The organism is Paenibacillus sp. EC2-1, assembly GCF_049311625.1.
In the GTDB taxonomy this organism is placed as follows: Bacteria; Bacillota; Bacilli; order Paenibacillales; family Paenibacillaceae; genus Paenibacillus_AQ.
The window spans coordinates 4,476,210-4,500,394 of sequence record NZ_CP186006.1 but is presented as its reverse complement, the minus strand read 5'-3'; the positions used below and the strand labels follow the sequence as shown (position 1 = coordinate 4,500,394).

Here is a 24,185-nt window from a genome sequence, read left to right as displayed (position 1 = left end):
AAAAGACTGTTCCACTGCATAGGCATCATGCTAGTTGGTGGAACAGTCTTTTTGCTATCACATCATCGATTATGTCTAATCAGCTATCAGATGAACGACAGGTGGAATCGTATCGAGCCCATCATGCGAGAGCATACCGAGTACCTGAATCGCGCAATTATCTGGATCCAGGTGTGGAAGTCTGCGGTGTAATAGTTGCTTGCGGTAATCAGAGACCATATCATAACGCTTCGATAATAAGTTGAGCCATTTGTCCATTACCTCAGGAGAGTCAAGGACCTCTCCGAAGCCTTCATTAACGAAGAAGAGGCAGTTCTCCTCCTCTTGCCCAGGAATGGGCTCATAGAAGAGCATAGGGATTGCCTTAGCGGCTCCTTCAGCACATGTCATTCCTCCTGGCTTCGTAATAAGTAAGTCTGACACAGCCATTAGCTTATGAATATCTTTACGATAACCCATAATATGAATATTCGGATGACGGAATAGTGGATTTTCCTTCATGCTGGTAATGAGTTTTTTATTTTGTCCCATACAAAATACGAGCTGGATGTCATTCGCTTTAGAAGCAAGCTTCAAAAGGAGATCTTTGTTGAAGACTAGTCCCCAACCACCACCCATAATAAGTACGGTGGGCATATCGCTGAGCGCTAACTCCGCTTGAAGCTGCTCTTTGTTCTCCTGATCCCAAAATTTTGGATGAACGGGAATGCCAGTAACATGTATGTACTCAGGTAAAATGTTTCGTTTGATCAATAATTTTTTGACTTGAGGAGTAGAGACAAGATATTCATCTACCTCTGAGTTGACCCAAGTACCATGAGCATCGTAATCTGTGATAAGTGTGAACAGTGGAACGTTTAATCCTTGGCGCTTTAAACGAGATACAACAGCGTTAGGAAATGGATGTGTGCAGATGATAACATCTGGCTTTAGCTGGTTAATGACCTGTGCAGCTTGCGCATAAAAGATTCGGTGTAGGGCCAGGCGTGTAATTCGATTCAGTGACTTTTTATATTGTGATCGGTAGAGCATACCCACAAGACGCGGACGTACACTGACCGTTTTACGGTAAGCCGATAAGATTAGTGGACCAACGGTAGGGTTCAAGAAATTACCGAGCTCTATGACACGGCACTGGATGAGGGGGTTTTTCCTATGAAGACCCTCAGCCAAAGCGTATGCCGCTTGGGTATGACCTGTACCGAATCCCTCCGAGAAAAGGAGCACTCTAGTTTTTTGCATAAATTTCACCTACATCTTTCTCCCTCTATCTTACAAAACAGGAATCGTTTTTTGAAGAGCAACACCAAAAAATACATCTAAATGAATTACAATATATTAACGAATCCATTCGCTCTTTGGTCTTATGCAATTTTATCCATTGTAAAACATATCGTGAAAATCACTTATCTAGATTAAATATACGCTCAAGTTCGTGAAGCATTTCAATTATTTTCTTCTATTTATTAAACGCTGGGGGATATGATTACTCCTGCAGTGATAATTATTGTTTTTTTGAAAAGGAATATTGCAATATTGTGAGGATTCTGATAAAGTAGTTTTTGACCGAATGACCAAAATTGTATTTTAGTCATTTTTGAGAGACAGTTTTAAATGTTCAAGGAGGGGTTAAGCATGCCAGCGGTTGATCGTCGAAAGCAGGTGCTGGAAGCTGCCGCAAAATCGTTTGCGTTATTTGGCTATAAAGCAACGACGATGGATCAGGTGGCGAAGATAGCTAATGTAGGAAAGGGTACGATCTATACATTCTTTACGAACAAGGAAGAGCTGTTTGATGAAATTCTACACGCGGCGATATTGGAGATGAAGCGCATAGCTGAGCAGATCATGCGTGAGGATCGGGACTTCTTCGATAATCTGTATCGTGTGCTAGACGCCTTACTGGAGTTCCGAGATGAGCATTCGTTGTTCATTAAGCTCTCACAAGAACAGCGGGAGTTAGGTACACCTAAGGCGAACGATGGTCTGACTAAGGTGGAGAATGTGATCGTAGGGTACTTGCAGAGATTGGTGGATCAGTCCATCCAGAATGGTGAGATTAAGCCCTGTGACTCGAAGGTGGTATCCTTTGTGATGCTAAAGCTCTATGGAGCATTGACAGCGGATTTTAACAATTTGCGAGAGCCGCTTCATAAAGAGCAAATTAAAGAATATATGCTCCTTTTCTTGGCAGATGGGTTGAGAGCAACGCGAGAAGCGAAGCCGACTTCATAAGAGCAAGCTGGAAGTTAGAGATCTAGGGGCAGGAGAGACTTGCGCGACAGCGGAGTGTCGAAAGCCTTTCTTGTCTCCTATGGCAGTGTACGCTAAGCACGAGTGCGGGTCTGTATTAGGGGATTACAATGAATGAAGCAAGTCGTTTTTTTTTCGCTTAAAATGACCAAATGAGATAAATGGTCAGTGAGTTTGTCAAGAGACACAAATCATATACAAAGAGTCCCTTAGAGGACAAGGATGTCGGCACAAGGCTGCTGTATCTATAAAAAAAGGAGAGAGACTGGATGAAGTCATTATCAGTATTTTTTAAAGACATTGCCGCTGCGGCACGGAATCGAAAGATTTTGATTCCACTCATTGCGGTGCTGTTCATCCCGGTCATGTACAGCGGCATGTTCCTCGGAGCCTTTTGGGATCCATACGGAAAAATGGATGATCTTCCTGTTGCTATCGTGAACAATGACCAGGGAGCAGAATTTGAAGGGAAATCACTGACTGCTGGTGCTGATCTTGTCGATGAGCTCAAGAAGAGTGATGATTTTAATTGGGAATTTGTTGACCGGACTGCTGCGGAAGAGGGAATGGCTAGTAATAAATATTACATGACCATTATGATTCCTGAAGACTTCTCAAAGAAGGCAACAACCGTAATGGATGACCAGCCGGAACCGGCTAAGCTTGTGTTCGAGCCGAACGAAGGTTATAACTTCCTGGCTTCGCAGATCGGTGGAACTGCCGTGAAGCAAATCCAGGCTAAGGTATCGGCTAAAGTGACAGAAGCTTATACCGAAACATTATTTGATCAAGTAGAGAAAATCTCCGGTGGTCTTCAAGATGCTGGCGATGGAGCGAATAAAATTACTGAAGGTGCTCAAAAGCTGGATGAAGGTGCTGTGAAACTGAAGGAGAACCTGTCCAAGCTGGTTAGCGGTACCGAAGAACTGCGATCAGGTATTGCACCTCTAACCAAAGGTGTTAAGGATCTGAATGCAGGAGCAGGGAAGTTGAATGAAGGTGCTGGTAGCCTCTCATCAGGTTTAGTACAATTGCAAGATGGCCACAAGCAACTCCAGACTGGGGCGGAGGCTGCGCGTCAAGGTGGGCTGAAACTTGAAGCTGGACTTGAATCTGCAGCTTCTGGTACTCGTGAGTTGTCCGAGGGGCTTCAAGCGAACCAGAGTGGCGCTGCTTCGTTAAAAGCAGGTGCTCAGGCTACGGCAGAAGGTGCTGGACGCCTACATGCAGGATTGAAACAATCGCTTGAAGGAACGGCTTCACTTGAGCAAGGATCCAAAGCTGTGGCTGAAGGCCTTAAGCAATTGGCGGCAAGCAATCCTGAGCTTGCAGCTTCTCCAGAAGTGCAAAAGCTTATTGCTGCGAGTCAGTCCGTTGCTAACGGAAGCAGTGAGTTGAACGCAGGACAACAGCAGCTTGCAGCAGGTGCTTCTGAGCTACAGAAAGGAACGACTGAGCTCAGCGCAGGTGCTGGAAAGCTCAGCGCAGGTTCCGAGAAACTTGCTGCGGGAGGAAAGCAACTGACTTCTGGTAGTGAACAACTGCTTCAAGGAGCGAAACAGCTTACCGCAGGTCAAGGTCAGCTTACTGAAGGTCTGAAACTATTCGCTACGAAGCTTGGTGAAGCTGCTACAGGTAGTAAGGAGCTTGCGAGCGGTGCTTCCACATTGAACAAAGGTATTCAGACACTTGCGAGTGGTGCAGACAAGTTAGGCAGCGGTGTTACGACGCTGGCTGACGGTTCGAAACAGCTGCATGCTGGTGCAGGAGAACTGGTAAATGGTATGGGTACACTGAAAGATGGCTCTGGTGAACTCGCTGAGAAGCTGAATGAAGCAGCGGATAAGACGAGTGAAGTAAAGGCAACGGATAAGACGATCAACATGTTTGCAGAACCTATCGAAGTCGATGAGCATAAAGTGAATGAAGTACCTAACTATGGTACAGGATTTGCTCCTTACTTCTTGTCGCTAGGGTTGTTTGTTGGGGCATTGATCACTTCAATCGTTATGCCGATTTATGCTACTTCTGTTCCAGGCGCTAGCGGGTTTAACCGTTTTGTGAGCCGGACATTGTCCTTTGCTGGAATGGGTCTTATACAAGCATTGCTCGCCGTAGTGCTTATGCTATATGGCTTGAAGCTTGATGTGCAAAATGTACCGATGTTCTATCTGTTTGCATTCATTACGAGCTTGTCGTATATGTTCTTGATTCAAGTCTTGGTAACTTGGCTTGATCTGCCTGGACGCTTTGTCGCGATCGTTATCCTGATTCTTCAGTTGACGACCAGTGCAGGTACGTTCCCACTGGAACTAATTCCGAACTGGATGAAGGCACTCAATCCATTGTTGCCTATGACTTACAGCGTATCCGGATTCAAGTCTGTGATATCGACAGGTGACATAAGCAGTATGTGGAGAGATGCAGGAGTGCTCGCATCCTTCGGGGTGGTATTCCTCATCATTACCTCTATTTATTTCTTAACCCACCGTTATAAGAAAAAAGTGAAAACAGAAGAGCCGGCTCCTGCCGTGTAAAAAAAATGAAGACATTCCGAATCATTCGGAATGTCTTTTTTGTTCTTTTTTTTGCATTATAATACATCTTTTTTCCTCTAATATTGTGAGAGTAGTCACAAAAACAATTCTTATCGTATTCATAAAAACTTTGAATTGCACTGATATTACTGGGGTGCTAAAATGATTACACTAATCTAACTTGACGTGTAATTTCGAACTTGTCCTCTTTGTGTTTTTTGTACATTAATGCATCTTGATGCATGTATATCCTCAACCGGCAGGCTTAGCCAGCCTATCTATCCTTCATTATTTCTGAGTTTTTGCAGTATCAATCTGTAACAGGAAAGGTTGCATATTATGAAACATACTGAATTTCCCCAGAAACAAGGACTCTATGATCCGCAGTTTGAGAAAGACGCGTGCGGGATGGGGTTTGTTGCTCATATTAAAGGAAAACCATCCCATGAAATTGTAAGTCAGGCGCTTACGATGCTTAGCAACATGGAGCATCGTGGAGGTCAAGGAAGTGAGCCAAACTCTGGGGATGGTGCAGGAATTATGATGCAAATCCCGCATGGCTTTTTTGTTCAAGAGGCACTGCGTCTTGGTTTTACACTACCAGAGCAAGGCAGATACGGAGCGGGGATGTTGTTCCTTTCCCATGACCCAGAGGTACGTGCAGACCATGAAGCGCAGCTTGCTACCATTATTGCCGAGGAAGGACAGCTATTACTTGGGTTTCGTGATGTACCAACAAACGATGAAATGCTCGGCAAATCTGCAAAGGCTGCTAAGCCATATGTCCGCCAAGTATTTATTGGACGCAGCGAAGACATACAGGACGATCTCAGCTTTGAACGGAAGCTCTATATCATCCGCAGAAGAGCGGAGTTGGCTATTCGCTATAGTGGTGTACCGGAAGGCGACACCTTCTATGTATCCAGTCTTTCATGTCGAAAAATCGTATACAAAGGCATGCTAACGACTGTTCAGGTCGGACAGTTCTATCTGGATCTGCAGGATCCTAGGGTGGAATCGGCCATAGCGCTGCTTCACTCTCGTTTTAGTACGAACACATTTCCAAGCTGGGAGCGTGCTCATCCGTATCGTTTCATGATCCATAATGGAGAGATAAATACGCTGCGCGGGAATGTGAACTGGATGCATGCGCGTCAGTCCTTGTTCCAGAGTGAGCTGTTCGGTAATGATCTGGAAAAAGTAAAACCGGTGATTAATCCAGACGGTTCGGATACTGGCATGTTTGATAACACATTTGAGTTCTTGTATTTAAGTGGACGGTCATTACCGCATGTGGCAATGATGATGGTTCCAGAACCGTGGAACAACCATGAAAGTATGAATGATACGAAAAAATCATTTTATGAATATCACAGCACGATGATGGAACCATGGGATGGCCCGGCAGCAATGGCCTTTACTGACGGCATTCAGATTGGTGCTACACTGGATCGTAATGGACTCCGTCCATCTCGCTACTATGTTACCAAGGATGATCTGATTGTCCTCTCTTCTGAAGCAGGTGTTCTGGATATTCCGGCGGAGAATGTCCTTTATAAGGATCGTCTTCGTCCAGGACGGATGCTCCTTGTAGATACGAAAGAAGGGCGCATTATATCTGATGAAGAAGTGAAAGCGAGTATCGCTTCTGAGCTGCCTTATCGTGATTGGCTGGATGAGCATCTCGTAAATCTGGAAGATCTTCCAGAAGCACTAGAGCTTCCAAATCCGAAACATGAAAATGTACGTCAGTTACAGCAGTCATTTGGTTACACGTATGAAGAGCTGCGTAAGGTACTTGAACCGATGGCACTTACCGGAGCTGAGGGGCTTGCATCTATGGGTTACGATGCCCCACTGGCCGTGTTATCTGAGCGTCCACAGCGCTTGTTTAACTATTTCAAACAGATGTTTGCACAAGTTACGAATCCACCAATTGATGCCATCCGGGAGGAATTGATTACGTCTACAGCTACAACGATCGGACCAGAGCGTAATCTGCTGAATCCGGAGCCCGAGAGTTGTCGTCATATAAGGTTGGATTCGCCGGTTCTATCGAATGAAGACTTCGCCAAAATAAGACATGTACATCGTCCAGGTTTTAAATCGATGACGATACCTATCTTTTTCACAGCAGCGGATGGTGCAGAAGGGCTTCGTCAAGCATTGGAGACATTGTGTGAAGCGGCAGATCGCGTTATTAATAAAGGTCATAATATTCTGATTCTCTCCGATCGTGGAGTGGATAAAGAGAACGCAGCAATTCCATCACTGCTTGCCGTATCCACGCTACATCACCATCTGATCCGTCAAGGCACGCGGACCAAAGTAAGTATTTTGCTCGAATCCGGGGAGCCTCGTGAAGTTCACCATTTTGCGCTCTTGCTTGGTTATGGCGTGAGCGCTGTGAATCCGTATCTGGCTTTTGAAACGCTTGATGATATGATTCAGGAGAAAATGCTCCGTGGTATTTCTCATGAAAAGGCGGTTAAGAACTTCATTAAAGCTGCTAGTAAAGGAGTTGTGAAGGTACTCTCTAAGATGGGGATATCCACTATCCAATCGTACCGTGGTGCACAGATCTTTGAAGCGGTCGGTCTGAAATCGGAGTTTGTAGATCAATATTTTACGTGGACACCATCCCGAATCGGTGGTATCGGACTTGAAGAAGTCGCTGCTGAGACGCTGGCGCATCATGACCGTGCTTTTACTGACAAGGATGGCAATGATAAGGTACTGGATTCAGGTGGCGATTATCAGTGGAGAAACGATGGGGAGGAACATCTCTTTAACCCGAGAACGATCCATCTTCTTCAACAGGCTGTTCGCACGAATGATTATGATTTATATAAGAAGTATGCCCAGTTGGTACAGGGTGAAAGTGAGCAGCACCTGACCTTAAGAGCATTGCTCAAGATTAAGCCTGCAGGTGAACCAGTCCCACTTGAAGAAGTGGAGCCTATAGAGAGTATTGTACGGCGGTTCAAGACCGGAGCAATGTCCTTTGGGTCAATCAGTAAGGAAGCCCATGAAAGCCTTGCGATTGCGATGAACCGTATCGGGGGCAAGAGTAATACAGGTGAAGGTGGAGAGAATCCGGCAAGATACGTACTAGATGCGAACGGTGATTCACGCCGGAGTGCGATTAAACAGGTGGCTTCCGGACGTTTCGGTGTAACTTCGAATTACCTGGTCAATGCCGATGAAATTCAGATTAAGATGGCACAAGGAGCGAAACCGGGTGAAGGTGGACAATTGCCAGGACGAAAGGTATACCCTTGGGTTGCTGAAGTCCGTGGTTCAACCCCGGGCGTAGGTCTCATCTCACCTCCTCCACATCATGATATATACTCCATTGAGGATTTGGCAGAGCTGATCTATGATCTCAAGAATGCGAACCCGCGGGCAGATATTAACGTTAAACTCGTCTCTGAAGTTGGGGTAGGTACAATAGCAGCTGGTGTAGCCAAAGGACGTGCGGATATTATTCTCGTTAGTGGTTATGACGGTGGTACAGGTGCATCTCCGCAAGGCTCTATTCGCCACGCAGGTATGCCGTGGGAGCTTGGACTTGCTGAAACCCACCAGACATTGATTCTGAACAATCTGCGTGATCGTGTTGTGCTTGAAACGGATGGGAAGATGCTGAGTGGACGTGATCTGATTGTGGCTGCAATGCTTGGTGCTGAGGAATATGGCTTCTCTACAGCTCCACTCGTCGCGCTTGGTTGTATCATGATGCGTGTGTGTCAGATGGATACATGTCCTGTGGGTGTTGCTACACAAAATCCGGAGCTGCGGAAGAACTTTACCGGAGATCCTGCACATGTCGTTAACTTTATGAGATTTATTGCTCAGGATGTACGCGAGTTAATGGCTTCGCTTGGATTCCGTACGATTGAAGAGATGGTAGGTCGGACAGATTGCCTGGATGCAGTTCAAGCAGACGGTCACTGGAAGAAGAAGGGGATCGACATTTCAGCACTCCTGCATTCACCGAATCTTCCAGAAGGTAGCTCCAGATTCCGCACGAAGCGGCAGAACCATGGTCTTGAGGAAACGCTTGATATGCGTTACCTGTTGGATCGTGCAGTTCCTGCATTGGAATCAGGGACAGTAGTAGAGGGACGATTCCCTATCACGAATGTGGATCGAGCGGTAGGCACCATTCTGGGTAGTGAAGTCACGCGTAAATATGGAGCATCGGGTTTGCCTGAAGATACGATACAGTTTGTTTTTGAAGGCTCAGCTGGACAGAGCTTTGGTGCGTTTGTGCCGAAAGGAATGACACTTACTGTGGAAGGCGATAGCAATGACTACATCGGTAAGGGACTTTCCGGAGGGAAGATCATTGTGAAGCCTTCACCTAAGGCTACCTTTGCTGCCGAAGAGAATATCATTGCGGGGAATACCGCTTTTTATGGAGCGACCGGCGGTGAAGCTTATATACGCGGTATTGCAGGGGAACGCTTCGCTGTTCGTAACTCTGGTGCTCATATTGTCGTAGAAGGCGTGGGTGACCATGGCTGTGAGTACATGACAGGAGGCCGGGTTGTTGTACTTGGTGATACAGGGCGTAACTTTGCAGCAGGGATGTCAGGCGGTATTGCATACGTATATGACCCAGAAGGAGTTCTGATTCAGCGAAGTAATCTAGAGATGGTCCTGTTGGAGCATTTAGAAGATCCGAACGAAATAGAAGTTGTATTTGGTATGATCCAAAGACATTCCATGTATACAGACAGCATGCTAGCCATGAAGATTCTTTCGGATTGGGATCAATCGATTAGACGGTTCGTACGTGTGATCCCGAAAGATTATAAGCGAATGATACTTCAGATTGAGAAAGCACAAGAACAAGGGTTTACAGGAGATACTGCTTTGTTAGCTGCCTTTGAAGCCAATATGCGCGAGTTAGCACGTACGGGTGGAAATAATTAATTGATATAGTACCAAAGACCTATATACGCAATTTTTATGCACCCACAGCGCGTTCTTTTATGAACTCACTGTGGGTGTTTGTTTATTCGACAAAATTAGAACCAATCTTCTAGGACAATGGTTCCAACAGACGACAGCATCATAGACTGGGGTTAGGTATAATATCGATAAGTAAGTAAAAGAGAGTGAACATCATAGAAATATACATATGGGATGGATTGCCAAGCAAAAAGTAGAAAATAAGCGAGGTTAGTGTAAGATGAATGTGGAGAAAGAGACCGGATCAGGGCATAATGAAAGACGATCACAGAATACCAAGCAAGACCTTGACATCTATAAGCTCCTAGATCAAATGGGTATCCATCCCGACAAATGGCTGGTATCAGAAGAAGAGAGAAAAAGCTGAAAATTGTAATCCCGAATTGGAGGGAGAAAAATCCCCGGTGGACTGTTTCGTTACAGCCTGCCGGGGATTTTTCTGTGAAGTGCTGACTTCATTATTTCATCATTCTTTCCATTCTTACAAAGGCAATGAAACGTTTAGCTTCTTCTTCGGTCAATTTTCGACCATCGACAGTGAGGTTGAAGCGCTCTAGAAGATCTTGATCTGAAAGCTCTAAGCCATCAACAAAATCGCGGACCTCTGTATCCATGGACATTTTCTCATGCTTCGTTCGACCAATTAAATAGTCAATAGAAACGTTAAAGCGATCCGCGAGAAGTGTCAGCGTCTCGAAGTCTGGTTTGCGTCGGTTCTTTTCGTAATGAGATAAAGCAGCTCGTGTAATCCCAACAGTAGATGCAAGTTCCTCTTGGGTCCAGCCCTGCTTTTCCCGTAGTTCTGCTATTCGATTTCCGTAAGTCATTTATGGTCCTCCTCCGATTGCTGGGGATACTCTTTAGATGCATTGGATGAAAAATATCCATATGCATTTCATATTGACTAGATACAAGATGTATCGTAAAATGGGAATAATCAACAGATACATAATGTATCTCGGTGTGACGTTTAGTATCATACTATCCGAAAGCAGGATGTTTCATACCAGAAATTCGCCGAAAAGAAGGAGTTAGATGAATAGTCAGATGTCCCAAAAAGAACATCATCAAATAAGCATTGGAGTACGTCTAACGGCGATTGGGATGCTAAAAATCAATGGACGCACGCATCAGGTTACCCCTCTTGAATTCAGCACGGAGAAAATTCTGTTTCTGTGTGATTGGGAAATACCGACAACGTCCAATGTAAATCTCTGTTATGAATTGGATGACTCCTATGATCAAATCCTGGTTTCTGGTCGTTCCTTGACGCGAGAATCTTGGCAAAATAGCAGTCTTTATACTGCTAAATTAGACGTATCAGAGAATGAAAAGCTTCGGATCACAGGTATGTTAAATCGGATGATGTTTCACCATTTCAACGATACTCCGATTCGATTTTACACAAACACCGGCACGGTCAGCACAAGCCGGCGTCTAATGAGCACGATCATTCAATAATTATTCAAAAATTTTAGTTACAAACATTTTACTATATTTACGTTGCTTGGTCATTAGTTCTTTTACCTTATATCCTGGCGCCCTCTTTTCATAGAAGGCGCTGGATTAATTTATAGGCATATACCCACTAGAGAAGTAGAAGAAGCGAGGGTATAGGTCCTTTTTGTCGATACATAATGTTTCAATGAAATGTCTCGAAAAAAATAGGTACTTAAAGCGCACGAATAACAGGAGGAGTTTAGGATGTCCAAAAAGATAAAGTACGCTACATTTGTGGTGGCGTTCCTTCTGGTACTTGTTTCGGGATATGGTATTTATGTATACCAATCTGTTAAATCTACAGCGCACCACATCTATGAAGAAAGGAAACCGCTACCGTCTATCCCTGTAAGCGTTAATTCGGGTGTCAAGGACAAGAAAAAAAATGCTGTAGATCCTGAGAAACTCGATCCCTTTACTGTTCTTGTTCTCGGTGTGGATGAGCGTGCGAATGATCGTGGACGTTCTGATTCAATGATTCTGCTAGCGGTAAACCCTGCTAAAGAATCCATTCTGATGTTTAATATTCCAAGGGATACCCGTACAACGATTGTTGGCCATGGTATGGTTGATAAGATTAATCATGCTTTTGCTTTCGGTGGTGTTGATATGTCGATCCAAACCGTTGAGGAATTTCTTCAATATCCGATAAATTACTACCTAAAGGTCAATATGGAAGGATTCTCACGCATCATAGACTCCTTAGGGGGAGTGGATGTAAATAACCCCTTTTCTTTTGATTATGAAGGGTATCAGTTTACTAAAGGTGAAATTCACCTCAATGGCTCTGAAGCATTAGCATTCTCGCGCATGCGCTTTGAAGATCCAAGAGGGGACTTAGGAAGAAATGAACGGCAAAGAGAGATATTACTTGATTTAATTTCAAAATCCTTGAATGTTTCGACGGTATTTAAACTGGAGTCTATACTTGATGAAATTGGAACCAGTGTGAAGACAGATATTAGTTTTGATGAAATGAAGTCGTTTATGCTGGATTATCGGACGAAGCTAAATCGAATCGAACAGGTAGAGGTGAAAGGCCGAGGCGAGAAAATAAACGGTGTCTGGTATTATATAGTGAGTGACGAGCAGCGTGACGAAATTAGCTCATTGTTAAAAGTACATATGGAATGAATAACTCAGATACCTAATCAACGATCATAAAAGCTAAAATAAAGACCCCTCCAATTGGCTAGGCCATGGTGGGGTCTTGTTTTGGGTTGTATTCGATTAACAGATTGCAGTTTAATCCTTATGGTGCAGGCGTGTACTCTCTGATTCGGAGCGGGTGTGATTCCTTCTTCCAATAATGTGATCGATGGAGACGTGGAATATATCGGCCAGCCGCATCAATGTTTCTAAATTTGGTTTTCTACGATCTTTTTCATAATGTGAAAGCGAGGCTCGGCTTATACCAATCGCCGCTGAAAGTTCTTCTTGGGTCCATCCTTTCTCTTCCCTCATTTCTGCTATTCGATGTCCATACAACGTGTATCTCCACCTCCTTATGTCCCAAATCCAGTAAAAAACAGGTAACCAGAAGTAAACACTGCATGATACAAAATGTATCGCATATAACGAATATCGTCAATATTTATTATGACTTTTTTAATAAAAAACAAAAAAAATCATGTAAAATGGTTGCGTTTACAAATAAGCTGGATATAAATGAAATAAATATACGATATGGAATAGTTTTGAAACAATGTCGAAATGGTTGACATCATTCGTCGAATTATATACATTCCATGTAGGATACGAATTGTATCGCAGGGGGAGTGTCTTCAGGAAGAAGGAGTTGCAGGTTATGAAGGAAATGAAAATGTACTGTATATGTTGCTGTCAACTCGTTGCCCAGGAGGGAAGTGCACGTGTATTTCGCACAGGGTTCTTTAGAGATGATATTCCTATTGGAATTTGCTGTTCATGTTCGAAGTTAAGTCGTAATGCTGTCTTCGTTAATGGAAACACGGAGTATTGAAACTATGATACGATAAGTGGATAATATTGAAGTTTTTTCATAAGACAGGCTGTAAAGGAGTTAAGATGCATGCAAGAACCGCTTGTTAGGTTGATGGGTGTAACGAAAGTGATCTCGTCAAAAACGTTAGTTCAGGATCTTACGCTAGATATTCCAGCAGGCCAAGTGTTTGGGTTCTTGGGACCCAATGGTGCAGGGAAGACAACAACGATTCGGATGATGGTTGGACTGATGTCCATTACTAAAGGGGATATTCTTATCGGGGGATATAGTATCCGTAAGGACTACGAAAAGGCCTCTTCACTAATTGGTGCTATTGTCGAGAACCCAGAAATGTATAAGTTTTTGTCAGGGTATAAGAATTTGATACACTATGCTCGTATGATGCCCAATATAACGGAAGAGCGAATTCGAGAAGTCATTGAATTGGTTGGACTTACCGAACGGATTCATGACAAAGTAGGCACCTATTCACTTGGGATGCGGCAAAGGTTAGGTGTAGCCCAGGCCTTGCTTCATCGCCCGAAGCTTCTTATTCTAGATGAACCGACAAACGGACTAGATCCACAGGGAATTAGGGAACTTCGCGATTATTTACGTGCGTTAAGTCGTGAAGAGGGCACAACCGTGTTCGTTTCTAGCCATCTACTGTCTGAAATGGAGCTTATGTGTGATACGGTCGGCATTATTCAGAAGGGCAAACTGATTGATGTAAGACAACTTCGTACCGATGAAGGAGAAAGATCCTTTGAGGAAACGGCGTTTGAGGTTCATGATATTGAACGTGCGGTGCAGCTCCTTGAAGTTGTCCAGTACAGAGTACACGGTAATCGGGTAATCATTCGTGGTGATCGGGACATCGTTGCAGAGGTTAATGCGGAGTTCGTTCGAGCCGGCGTAAAAGTGTATGGAATTCAGCCAATTACCACATCACTTGAGGATCAATTCTTGGAAATGACGGGAAGTGAACGCCATGACTGACTTTTTGAAACTGGTTGCCAATGAGAATATGAAGATCTATAGCCGTGTTCGTACATGGGTGATGCTTGGGATTTTGGCTTTGTTTAATGTACTTCTACCTGTGCTTATTAGTCTAATGGGTATAGGAGTTGACATCTGGAGCTCATTTTTCTTGATCGAAAGTATCACTTTTATGCTGAACATCATATTTACGGTTGTTATTGCAGCCGACCTAGTGGCAGGGGAGTTTACTTGGGGGACAATCAAGCTTCTTCTCATCCGACCTTGGAGCCGGGGGAAAATATTACTGTCTAAGTTTTTGTCGATGATTCTGTTTTCCTTGTTTGGTACAGGCATCGTAGGGATAGTGGGACTCACAACATCTGCTCTGTTGTTCCCGAGTATATCACCAATATCTTTGAGACCAGAGGTGACGGGATTCGATGGAATAGTGCTATTGCTCCTTACCGACTATATTCAATTATTTATCATATCGCTGATCGCATTTATGATTTCTACGGTATTCCGTTCGGCTTCTCTTGCGATCGGGTTGTCTCTGATGCTACTCTTTACGAAAGATTTATTCGGCACCTTATTTAGTCCTGATAGTTATGAGTGGGCGAAGTATATTCTGATCCTACACATGGATCTAAGCAATTATATTCATTCTTCCATCGGTCCTGGTGGAGTTGGGCTCAGTTTCTCTATTACCTTAATTGCAGTTTATTGTTTAATTTTTGCCTTGGTATCATGGTGGGCTTTCACCAAAAGGGATGTAGCATCTTGATAAAACCTTGATACAGCATCGTAAGGGTGGATACATTCAAAGAGCTCCTTCGACAGCGCAGAACCGCTGTTGAAGGGGCTCTTTGAATGTAATGATGTAGGAAGTCATAATTATGAGATTTACCCCGCCTCAGATCTATGAATAGAGAAGGCTTCAAGCGTTGTTTTACTGGAATCATGATCAGTGCCCGAATGCTCCATATGACTCGCTCCATTCAAGACGCCGCCTTCCATGATGATGAGAGACGAGGCAATGACGTCCCCATGCATTTGCCCGGTTGGAGTGATCGTGAGTTTACCTTCAGCTGAGATATCCCCGAACACTTTGCCTGCAATGATCACTTCTTTAGCTGTGATATTGGAACGCGCAATAGCACTTTCGCCAATGGTTACATTCCCCTGACTTTCGATGGAGCCGTTGAACTTCCCATCAATTCGTAGATCAGCATCACAGTTTAGCTTGCCTTCAATCTGACTGCCTTGGCTGATTAGTGTGCTTGTTCCAGCAGATGTGAATTTTTTTCTCTTCGTTTTTTTCACGAATATTCTCCCCCTTAACTGATCATTTATTGAACGTACTGCAACGGGTTTACCGTTTGGCTGCTCTTGACAACCTGGAAGTGAAGATGTGGTCCTGTACTCCGTCCTGTGGTCCCCATCTTACCTATCTGTTCACCTTGTTCCACTTGATCTCCAATGGTAACCCCCAGACTATCTAGATGCATATACCATGTTTCAAGTCCATTGGGGTGACGAATGATGATGTAGTTTCCTCGAACATTGCTTCGTTCGGCGGTGGTTACGATGCCTGAGCCCGCAGCTAGTATAGGGTCACCACGTTCACCTGCGATATCAATGCCGGCATGGTAAGCCGAGCGGCCATTAAAGGGGTCACTACGATATCCGAAGCTAGAGGTGAGGCGTTTGGAGTGGGTTGGCCACAGTGTTGGATTTCCCTCAATTCTGGTTTGTGTCTCCACTGCTTGATCAAGTGTTTCTGGAATGTGGCTCTCCATGGTCTTGATCAGATTCTGTATGGCCTCAAAGTCATCTTGTGTTTCCTCTGCTAGATGCAGCATTTCGTTCTCGTGAACCGCAATATATTCACCGCCAACATGGTTGTTACTGTCGATAGATCTTGAGGAGATTTCTTCACCTGTGGAGCCATGCTTTTGAATAAACTGTTTAAGCTCTAACTCAAGCTCTTTAACTCTCTTCATTTGTGTCTTGGTCTGTGCCGCTTCACTAGACAATTGAATGATCGCTTTGTTGAGCCGTTCAATGGCCTCTTCTTTATTGGTGACGGTAACTTCCATCTTCAGCGACTCTAGACTCTTTAATGTCAACTCTTGTTCGAGTTGAGAGATGGTGCGAGCAGAGTGAATCTGCATAGAAACGATCAGACTTGAAATAGATAGGAGGGCAACCGCAGGTACGGCAATCATCAAAGGCTTGGACAGATGAACTTGTTTAACGGACTGCTGAGCGTCACGGAGTACCAGCAAGGTTAAACGCTGTTTCCTTCGTTTGTTCTTCATGGCATCCCCTTTCATTCTTTCTATGTAATACATGGTAACGATGTTGAGTTGGACGGCTTCTATTCTCTATGTATTCTACTTTTGTGAGAAACATGTCAAAAATATTACAAGATGCGGTAGTGTTCATAAGTGGATCTGAATGGGTATGTATTGAATAAATACATAAATGAATGGTCAATGATGTAACTATCATCTTTTTCATTCAAGTTAGGGGGCTGCCATTATGATGTGGCTTCTGCTTGCGCTTATAGCATTCATATGCCAGATGGCTGCGGTGCTGTTGCTGGAATTCAGAAATCCGTCCAAGGCTGTAGCATGGTTGTTTATTTTATTTTGTCTACCGTTAGTTGGTTTTGTGCTATACTTTTTCGTCGCACAAGACTATCAGCACCGTCTAAAGATTCGTAACCGAGGTACACGTCTATTTCAGGAGATTAGAGAGCATTTATGGAAGGAAGCAGCTGTTGTGCATCAAGCGTCAGATATGCATAATCCTGACTTCCATCACAATTTGCGATTGTTCAACTTGCTGAATCATCTCTCAGAAAGCCCGATTACTGGATGTAATAGCAGTAAGGTGTTAACGGATGGTGAGCAGGCGTATGCCGCGATGTTGAAAGCAATGGAGAATGCGAAGGACCATATCCATGTAGAGTTTTATATTTTTCGGCATGATTCCATTGGTACGAAATTTCAAGATGTCATGATTCGTAAAGCGAAGGAAGGCGTTAAGGTAAGGCTTATTTGTGACGGTTTAGGTAGTTATAAGCTCAAGAATTCATTTATTCGCCGATTTAAAGAGGCAGGCGTGGAGTTTCATTTTTTCCTCCCGGCCATGGTTTCGGTATTTAATCGCAGGATCAATTATCGGAATCACCGTAAAATCGTAGTCGTTGACGGTACCGTTGGTTTTCTAGGTGGGATTAATGTTGGTGACGATTATTTGGGTAAGTACCCAAAGATGGGATACTGGAGAGATACGCATCTAGAAGTGGAGGGGGATGCGGTTTATTTTCTACAGAACGTATTTCTTCAAGACTGGAAGCTTGCTTCAGGAGAAAAGATTGTGGATCTCAGTCTGTTTCCAGAACACCAATGCACAGGTGGAGAGCAGGTACAAATTCTGAGCAGTGGTCCAGATATGAACTGGAATGCTATTCAGGAGATGTGCTTCGGATCGATTTCTATAGCGAAGGAGCGGATCTGGATCACAACGCCTTACTTCATTCCTGATGAGGGATTATATGAGGCACTTAAGACGGCTGCTGTTAGTGGAGTAGATGTGCGAATTATTATTCCGGATAAGGCGGATTCGCGGCTAGTTAAGCTCGCATCCTTATCTTATGTCGAGGATCTGTTGACTGCAGGGGTGAAATTTTATGAATATCGTAAAGGGTTTATCCATGCAAAAGTGCTGATTGTAGATGATTTGATCGGCTCAGTAGGTACAGCGAATATGGATATGCGTAGTTTTTTCTGTAATTTTGAACTAACTGCAGTTCTGTTCGATCAGGAGCCAATTAATCGATTGGTTATAGATTTCGAAGAAGACCTGAGCAATAGTCATCAGATTGATGCCCATGTATTTCATGAAAGAGGACGGCTGCAGAAGGTTTCGGAGATATTATGCCGAATGCTTTCTCCGTTACTTTAATCTCTGCGATTACTATATCGCGCCCATCATTTTATGGTAAAATAAACTAAGGGATAAAGCTTGAAGTATTTATGGGGCTTTATTGTAAAATGATCGGGGGAATTTTATGTCCAGCGAATTGAATGTAATATCGCAGCCGCAGCCAACACCGCAGCCGCCAATACCTCAGATAAATCAGCCACAGCCGGAAAAGCCATCTACGAGATCTCTCCAAGCAAGGCTTTTCCGCCGGTTTATTTTTTTAACGCTTGGAGCTATTCTCATGGCCGTTGGTTTGGAAATTTTCCTCGTGCCAAACCGTATCATTGATGGAGGAATAACCGGGATTTCGATCATGGTTTCATCTATCACCCATATACCACTCGGTGTGTTCTTGACTCTCTTCAATCTTCCATTCTTATTTATGGGGTATAAGCAAATCGGCAAAACGTTTGCATTGTCCACTCTTTTCGCCGTTTTGGTTATGTCGGTAGGGACTTATATTCTCCATCCTGTGTCCCCACTTACCATTGATCCGCTTCTTGCTGCTGTATTTGGTGGTGTTATACTTGGTATCGGTGTCGGACTCGTTATTCGTTCAGGTGGTTCGCTTGACGGTACTGAAATCGTTGCCATTCTGATTAACAAGAAATCACCATTCTCTGTTGGTGAAGTGGTCATGTTTATCAATTTCTTTATTCTTGGTAGTGCAGGGTTTATCTTTGGTTGGGACCATGCAATGTACTCTCTTATTGCTTATTATCTGGCATTCAAGCTGATTGATATTACAATAGAAGGTATTGATCAGTCGAAGTCGGTCTGGATTATCAGCGAGAAATATAAAGAGATTGGGGATGCGCTTACACAGCGTTTAGGCCGCGGTGTAACGTATCTGGACGGCGAAGGTGCGTATACTGGAGATAGTAAGAAAGTTATATTTGTAGTCATAACAAGACTTGAGGAAGCGAAATTGAAATCAATCGTAGAAGATTGGGACTCTCAGGCGTTTCTAGCGGTTGGTAATATCCATGACGTTAAGGGCGGACGCTTCAAGAAGAAGGATATTCACTAAATTTTATGATGAGTTTTGTAATATAGCCGATGGGAATAGGGCTGCTTCGCGAGATCTGGGATCTTGTGTAGCAGCCCTATTTACGCTTCGAATTCAAATGACGCAGAATCGGTTCAATAGGCTGAGGAGGTAGTAAGGCTAATAAGTCACCTTTTTCCCGCAATCGGTTCTCAATATTAAGCAAGTGAAAATCGGTTGGTGAAACGTTCCGAGACACCTCATCCCAGGTTAACGGAGTGGACACGGTAGCCAGCGGGCGAGCTCTTGGTGTGTAGGGAGCAGCGAGTGTTCTCCCACTGAAGTGTTGAAGATAATCGAAATATATTTTGTCTCCTCGGTTTTTCTTGAGTCTTTCAATGGTGAACAGTTTCGGATGCTTCTCGGTCACATATTGAGCAACGAATTGTCCAAGTGTCCGAAGCTCCTCAAATGTAATGCCTTCTGGAATGGGTACGATGATTTGAACGCCTGTCGCTCCTGATGTTTTTGGCACAGAGGAGATGCCCAGCGAACTTAATACGCTGCCAACAATCGATGTGGCTTCCATAATACGTGGTTCGTCCGGTAGGGTGGGATCAAGGTCGATCATCCACTCACAAGGAAGTGTACTCCCTGCTAAATGCAGTGAGGGATGGAATTCAAGTGCAGCTAGATTACCAAGCCACAACAACTCAGGCAGTCCGTTTAACAGGACGTAATTAATATTTTCATGTGGAGCTGTTTTGACAAAGGCGGGGGTTGGCTCGGGCGCGTTTTTCTGATAGAAAAATTCGCCGGGCACCCCATGTGGATATCGAATCGTTGTCAGCAATCTTCCCCGGCAATATTGAAGTAAGAAGGGGGATAGTGCCGCCAGTTTCTGCAGGTACATCGCTTTGGTTATCCCAACCTCTGGCCATAAGGGCTTATCTGGGTTCGTAATTTGAATGTTCTGTCCTTCAATGGTGAGTGTTCCTTTAACTTGTTTCCTCATTAGGAATCCAACCCTTCAATACGGAGCAGTTTAGGATGACGCATCATGCCGTCCTGGCTCCACTCCAAGAAGGTTACATGAACGGTTAACGGCTGAAGGAGCCACATCAGTTTCTCCTTCTTCAGATCGGTATGCAGTTCATTCCACCTTGCACTCCCCTGATGTCTTTCGGCATATTGAAGCAGCTGACGTTTGGTCTGCTCATTGAGACCTAATGAGGCTCTGCCGATGTATGAACCGTCTTCTCCTGTGATGACGAGACTGGCTACGCGCCCATCCCGGATGATGATGGCGATTGCTTCTGTCGCTAAGTGTATAGCTATTTTTTTCTTATACCAGTCCTGATGCTTCTTTCCTTCACGATAAGGAGAGGATAGCCGCTTTATTACAATTCCTTCCCAACTTCGCTCTTTGGCCCAGTTCCACAAGGACTGTCCATCACGGAACAAGTCTGCAACGAGCAGACCAGGTTTATTCGCGACGATCTCTTGCAATCGTTGGTGACGTTCAACATATGGAAGTTGTCGCAAGTCCTGATCACCATCAATCAGAATGTCAAACAGGACATACGTAAAGTGTGGAGCTTTCGTGCTGATCGCACGCGAGCGTTCCCGCTGCAGAACTTTTTGAAATACAGGTCGGCCCAGTTCAGGATCGAAATATACTACTTCTCCATCTATAAGAAGTCGCTTGCCTTTAAGCTCCGACAGGGATTGTATAATTTCGGGATAGAGTGCCGTCTTGTTAAGTAGTTTACGGGATACAAGCGTTACCTCTCCAGCTTCAAGAAGGGCCAGTATGCGCACGCCGTCCCACTTTAATTGAAACCCCCATTCCGCTCCGCTTGGAATGGATTCCGTCGAGAGTGGTGCCATGGGCTCTCTAGGGAGAAGACTTTTTAGATCAAGCATACTTAAGAGACCGTATCTGTCTTCTTGGATTTCGTTGTACGGCGTTTCGGCTTCGGTCCTCCGGCATCTGGTGCTTCTCCGCTCACTTTGGCTACAGGCTCTTTAGCAGCAGTCTTTCGGGCTGATTTTCTAGGTTTCGGTGTCGTACCAGGATCTGTAGGAATCGGTTTAACCGCTTCAATACTCGCTTGCAGAGCAGCCATGAGATCAACGACATTCGTCTCTTGACGGGCAGGGGCAATCTTAACTTCTTCGCCTGCTACTTTGCTGGAGATCATCTCAAGTAGGCGTTCACGGTAATCGTCTGTATATTTGCTAGGATCGAAGGGAGTGGATAGCTGATCAATCAGCATACGTGCCATCGTAAGCTCCTTCTCATTTACTTCAGCATTCTCCGGCAGGTTGGGGACTTGTGATATGGGACGGATCTCATCTGGGTAAAATATCGTTTCGATGGCTAAACATTCCTCGATGACACGAATCGCAGCCATACTGCTTTTGGAGCGGATTGCGATTTTGGCAATACCGATCTTACCGGATTGTCGCATCGCTTCCAGTAGAAGTCGATAGGCATTTGCACCTGCTTGATCAGGAGATAGGTAATAGGTTTTTTGGAAATAGATTGGATCGATTTCTGTTAAATCTACAAAATCTAAAATGGTAATATTCTTACTATTTTGTTCAGAAAGTTGCTCTAATTCCTCCTTTTCAAATAGAACAAACTTCCCCTTCTCGTATTCGTAACCTTTATTGATCTCTTCCCAGCCGACTTCTTCCTCACAAACGGGACATTTACGAACATAGGAGAGCGGACTTCCACAAGTCTTATGCACATATCTCATTGAAATATCCTTATCCTCCGTGGCGGAGAACATTTTGACGGGAACGTGGACAAGTCCGAAGCTAATTGCGCCTTTCCATACGGTATGCATCTATGATTCCTCCCTATCATTTTTCTTATTAGTTTGCCCAAAAAAAGACTCTAGTATGTGTTCTGCATTGACTTTGTATAAACGACAGAACTTTGTGGCATATTGACGATGGAACGAAGGGGTTTCCCGATGTAAGGAGGTGCAATCATGACCCGTGAGAACGATAAGAAGGAAGAAGAATTGAAGTATAAGGATTTGGACTCGGGAGCAATAGATACGACGGGGCTAGTAAATGGAGAAATGCTCGATTGGAATAACTTAACTTCAGAGGATAGCGAGCTGAGTCGTGAGTCCACGATGTTTGATATTGATCGGATGGTGAATGAAGGGCTCGGTGGTGGTAATGTGACGGAGCATAATGGAATGATTGGTTCCACAACAACCGATACGATGATAACAGTGGATGAAACACCAAGGAATACAGACATGCGAGAGGAGAACGAATAGCGTATGGAAATGGAAAGAGCTGTACAGATTTTCAAATCAGAGGATACGTATAAAGTGAAATTAGAGGGGGAGCCCGTATGGATTGAGCAAATCGATCCAGCCAATGGTATGGCAACCGTTCAGGTAGGCTCTAGACCAACGAATACGATGACGGTAAGTGTTGAGCGTTTGGAAGAAGGAGAGTAGAAGAGTCTAGGAAGCATCTGCTTTTGGAGGAACGCCATCAAGTGGTGTCCTACGAGAGCAGGTGTTTTTTTATACTGTGAATCGAAATTTGACTTCTCTTGCGGCTTGGTGAGGAGACCGATATAATTAAGGACAAGTTAAATCAGATAATAAAGGATGTCAAAGTATTTTGCATAAACGGAAATGATGCAGAATTCTTATGTCTAAAAGGTGGGTATACACGTGACAGAAAGCGGTTATGACTTCCGTTACATGTCCAAAAATCCGACGGATACGGAACAATTAGCAGCTTGGCTGGCTGAGCGTTCGCTTCCGGGAACGGTCATTGGTCTGGACGGCGACTTGGGAGCGGGGAAGACGGCATTCTCGCAAAGTTTTGCTAAACACCTCGGGATCAGCGGTGTGGTGAATAGTCCTACATTCACGATCATTAAAGAGTATGAGGGGCGCTTGCCTCTTTATCATATGGATGTATACCGATTATCAATGGATGAAGCAGATGAGCTTGGTCTAGACGAATATTTTTTCGGTGAAGGCGTCTGTCTCGTGGAATGGAGCAGTTTAATAACAGAACTTTTGCCGGAGAATTATCTTCACATTTCAATAGAAACAACCGGCTTATCAGAGCGGATAATCGGCATTAAGAGCTATGGTGAGCCTTATAGCCAGTGGTGCCGTGACTTGAATGAAAATGGGGTAAGCATCAATGAATAATCAGAATACGAAGCCGCGGCAGCGGTTTTTGGCGTTGGATTCGTCAACAGCTACACTTGCAGTGTCCGTGATGGATAATCATGAATTATTGAAAGAAATCAATGCCAACGGGGAGAGAAATCACTCGGTTCATATGCACCCGGTTATAGCTCGTGCAGTGGAAGAAGCGGGTCTGACCATGAATGAGATAGATGGCATTGCTGTTGGCGTGGGGCCAGGTTCATATACAGGCGTTCGAATGGCGGTTACAGCGGCTAAGACGTTATCTTGGGCGAAGAAGATTCCCTTAGTTGGGGTGTCGAGTCTCCATGCGATCGCTTGGGGAGGACTAGCAACAGGACTTGAAGCAACTTCTTCAAGTCATGAAAGACACTGGGTTATCCCATTGCTTGATGCAAGACGAGGTCAAGTGTATACTGCATTATTCGCTGGTGAAGCGGCGACTATGCCTGAGCGGCTTGAGGAAGATGCGATTCGCTTAATGGCGACATGGGTTGAAATATTATCAGAACGTCTGAAATCTCTTAGTAGAGAAGAACAGCCGACCTCAATCTGGTTTACTGGTGATGTTACAGTACATGCAGAAGCGGCAGAACGTCTTCGTGAAGTGTACCAAGGTCCGCTGCACATCCTGCCTTACGAGTTAGAAGGCCGTTATGTTGGTCTTTTAGGTGCTGAACGATTACGAATCGGAGACTCTGATCCTACACACGGACTCATACCTAACTATACACAGCTTTCGGAAGCGGAAGCGAACCTGCTGCGCAAGAAATGAAGGGAGC

At 44.4% G+C, this 24,185-nt stretch carries 20 protein-coding genes and 1 pseudogene; 13 read left to right on the top strand and 8 right to left on the bottom strand.

Features of this window, described 5'->3' with window-relative positions; translation table 11 throughout:
* Positions 1-75: 75 nt before the first annotated feature.
* A complete protein-coding gene (locus tag ACK8P5_RS21000; RefSeq protein ID WP_422661534.1) occupies positions 76-1,242 on the bottom strand; it encodes an MGDG synthase family glycosyltransferase in 1,167 nt (388 codons plus the stop codon).
* A gap of 393 nt (positions 1,243-1,635) precedes the next feature.
* Between ACK8P5_RS21000 and ACK8P5_RS20995 the strand changes: the two genes are divergently transcribed.
* From ACK8P5_RS20995 to gltB, 3 genes are all read left to right on the top strand, one after another.
* On the top strand, positions 1,636-2,235 hold the full coding sequence (locus ACK8P5_RS20995) for a TetR/AcrR family transcriptional regulator (protein ID WP_422658184.1): 600 nt from the start codon (positions 1,636-1,638) through the stop codon (positions 2,233-2,235).
* A 287-nt stretch (positions 2,236-2,522) separates the two neighbouring features.
* Positions 2,523-4,790: a YhgE/Pip family protein gene (locus tag ACK8P5_RS20990; protein ID WP_422658183.1), complete on the top strand. Its 2,268-nt coding sequence runs from the start codon at positions 2,523-2,525 to the stop codon at positions 4,788-4,790.
* A 339-nt stretch (positions 4,791-5,129) separates the two neighbouring features.
* Positions 5,130-9,731, top strand: a complete 4,602-nt coding sequence (gltB, locus tag ACK8P5_RS20985; RefSeq protein WP_422658182.1) for a glutamate synthase large subunit — start codon at positions 5,130-5,132, stop codon at positions 9,729-9,731.
* A gap of 497 nt (positions 9,732-10,228) precedes the next feature.
* Here gltB and ACK8P5_RS20980 read toward each other — a convergent pair whose 3' ends face one another.
* Positions 10,229-10,597, bottom strand: coding sequence for a helix-turn-helix domain-containing protein (locus ACK8P5_RS20980; RefSeq protein WP_422658181.1), 369 nt, complete (start codon positions 10,595-10,597; stop codon positions 10,229-10,231).
* Positions 10,598-10,805: 208 nt separating this feature from the next.
* On the opposite strand from ACK8P5_RS20980, the gene ACK8P5_RS20975 reads away from it, so the two are divergent.
* Positions 10,806-11,231 (top strand): hypothetical protein, encoded by a 426-nt coding sequence (locus tag ACK8P5_RS20975; RefSeq protein WP_422658180.1) that lies wholly within the window; start codon positions 10,806-10,808, stop codon positions 11,229-11,231.
* A 243-nt stretch (positions 11,232-11,474) separates the two neighbouring features.
* Positions 11,475-12,404, top strand: a complete 930-nt coding sequence (locus tag ACK8P5_RS20970) for an LCP family protein (RefSeq protein WP_422658179.1) — start codon at positions 11,475-11,477, stop codon at positions 12,402-12,404.
* 159 nt (positions 12,405-12,563) lie between these two features.
* Here the strand turns inward: ACK8P5_RS20970 and ACK8P5_RS20965 are convergent.
* Positions 12,564-12,758: pseudogene (locus tag ACK8P5_RS20965) on the bottom strand (helix-turn-helix domain-containing protein); the annotation flags it as partial.
* A 562-nt stretch (positions 12,759-13,320) separates the two neighbouring features.
* Here ACK8P5_RS20965 and ACK8P5_RS20960 point away from each other — a divergent pair.
* The gene (locus ACK8P5_RS20960; RefSeq protein WP_422658178.1) at positions 13,321-14,232 is read left to right on the top strand and encodes an ABC transporter ATP-binding protein; all 912 of its coding nucleotides are present in this window, start codon (positions 13,321-13,323) and stop codon (positions 14,230-14,232) included.
* Positions 14,225-14,998, top strand: a complete 774-nt coding sequence (locus tag ACK8P5_RS20955; protein ID WP_422658177.1) for an ABC transporter permease — start codon at positions 14,225-14,227, stop codon at positions 14,996-14,998. The genes ACK8P5_RS20960 and ACK8P5_RS20955 overlap by 8 nt, the downstream gene beginning before the upstream one ends.
* A gap of 119 nt (positions 14,999-15,117) precedes the next feature.
* Here ACK8P5_RS20955 and ACK8P5_RS20950 read toward each other — a convergent pair whose 3' ends face one another.
* Complete coding sequence (locus ACK8P5_RS20950) at positions 15,118-15,537, bottom strand: bactofilin family protein (RefSeq protein WP_422658176.1); 420 nt, start codon at positions 15,535-15,537, stop codon at positions 15,118-15,120.
* A gap of 26 nt (positions 15,538-15,563) precedes the next feature.
* Positions 15,564-16,535 (bottom strand): M23 family metallopeptidase, encoded by a 972-nt coding sequence (locus ACK8P5_RS20945; RefSeq protein ID WP_422658175.1) that lies wholly within the window; start codon positions 16,533-16,535, stop codon positions 15,564-15,566.
* Between the two features lie 223 nt (positions 16,536-16,758).
* Here ACK8P5_RS20945 and cls point away from each other — a divergent pair, with 223 nt between their 5' ends.
* Entirely contained in the window at positions 16,759-18,189 is a 1,431-nt protein-coding gene (gene cls / locus ACK8P5_RS20940) for a cardiolipin synthase (protein ID WP_422658174.1), read from the top strand.
* 160 nt (positions 18,190-18,349) lie between these two features.
* Positions 18,350-19,240 carry a YitT family protein gene (locus ACK8P5_RS20935; RefSeq protein WP_422661533.1) on the top strand — a complete coding sequence of 297 codons (891 nt, stop codon included), beginning with the start codon at positions 18,350-18,352 and terminating at the stop codon, positions 19,238-19,240.
* 76 nt (positions 19,241-19,316) lie between these two features.
* On the opposite strand, the gene ligD is transcribed toward ACK8P5_RS20935, so the two are convergent.
* The 3 genes from ligD to ACK8P5_RS20920 are packed head-to-tail and all read right to left on the bottom strand — an operon-like array spanning position 19,317 to position 22,056.
* On the bottom strand, positions 19,317-20,213 hold the full coding sequence (gene ligD, locus ACK8P5_RS20930) for a non-homologous end-joining DNA ligase (RefSeq protein WP_422658173.1): 897 nt from the start codon (positions 20,211-20,213) through the stop codon (positions 19,317-19,319).
* Positions 20,213-21,124 carry a DNA ligase gene (locus tag ACK8P5_RS20925; RefSeq protein ID WP_422658172.1) on the bottom strand — a complete coding sequence of 304 codons (912 nt, stop codon included), beginning with the start codon at positions 21,122-21,124 and terminating at the stop codon, positions 20,213-20,215. The genes ligD and ACK8P5_RS20925 overlap by 1 nt, the downstream gene beginning before the upstream one ends.
* A gap of 2 nt (positions 21,125-21,126) precedes the next feature.
* Positions 21,127-22,056 carry a Ku protein gene (locus tag ACK8P5_RS20920; RefSeq protein WP_422658171.1) on the bottom strand — a complete coding sequence of 310 codons (930 nt, stop codon included), beginning with the start codon at positions 22,054-22,056 and terminating at the stop codon, positions 21,127-21,129.
* A gap of 147 nt (positions 22,057-22,203) precedes the next feature.
* On the opposite strand from ACK8P5_RS20920, the gene ACK8P5_RS20915 reads away from it, so the two are divergent.
* The 4 genes from ACK8P5_RS20915 (at position 22,204) to tsaB (ending at position 24,178) form a co-directional block, all read left to right on the top strand.
* Positions 22,204-22,503: a hypothetical protein gene (locus ACK8P5_RS20915; protein WP_422658170.1), complete on the top strand. Its 300-nt coding sequence runs from the start codon at positions 22,204-22,206 to the stop codon at positions 22,501-22,503.
* 3 nt (positions 22,504-22,506) lie between these two features.
* Entirely contained in the window at positions 22,507-22,689 is a 183-nt protein-coding gene (locus ACK8P5_RS20910; RefSeq protein ID WP_422658169.1) for an H-type small acid-soluble spore protein, read from the top strand.
* Positions 22,690-22,911: 222 nt separating this feature from the next.
* Positions 22,912-23,403, top strand: coding sequence for a tRNA (adenosine(37)-N6)-threonylcarbamoyltransferase complex ATPase subunit type 1 TsaE (gene tsaE / locus ACK8P5_RS20905; RefSeq protein ID WP_422658168.1), 492 nt, complete (start codon positions 22,912-22,914; stop codon positions 23,401-23,403).
* The gene (gene tsaB / locus ACK8P5_RS20900; RefSeq protein WP_422658167.1) at positions 23,396-24,178 is read left to right on the top strand and encodes a tRNA (adenosine(37)-N6)-threonylcarbamoyltransferase complex dimerization subunit type 1 TsaB; all 783 of its coding nucleotides are present in this window, start codon (positions 23,396-23,398) and stop codon (positions 24,176-24,178) included. The genes tsaE and tsaB overlap by 8 nt, the downstream gene beginning before the upstream one ends.
* The last annotated feature ends 7 nt before the right edge of the window (positions 24,179-24,185 follow it).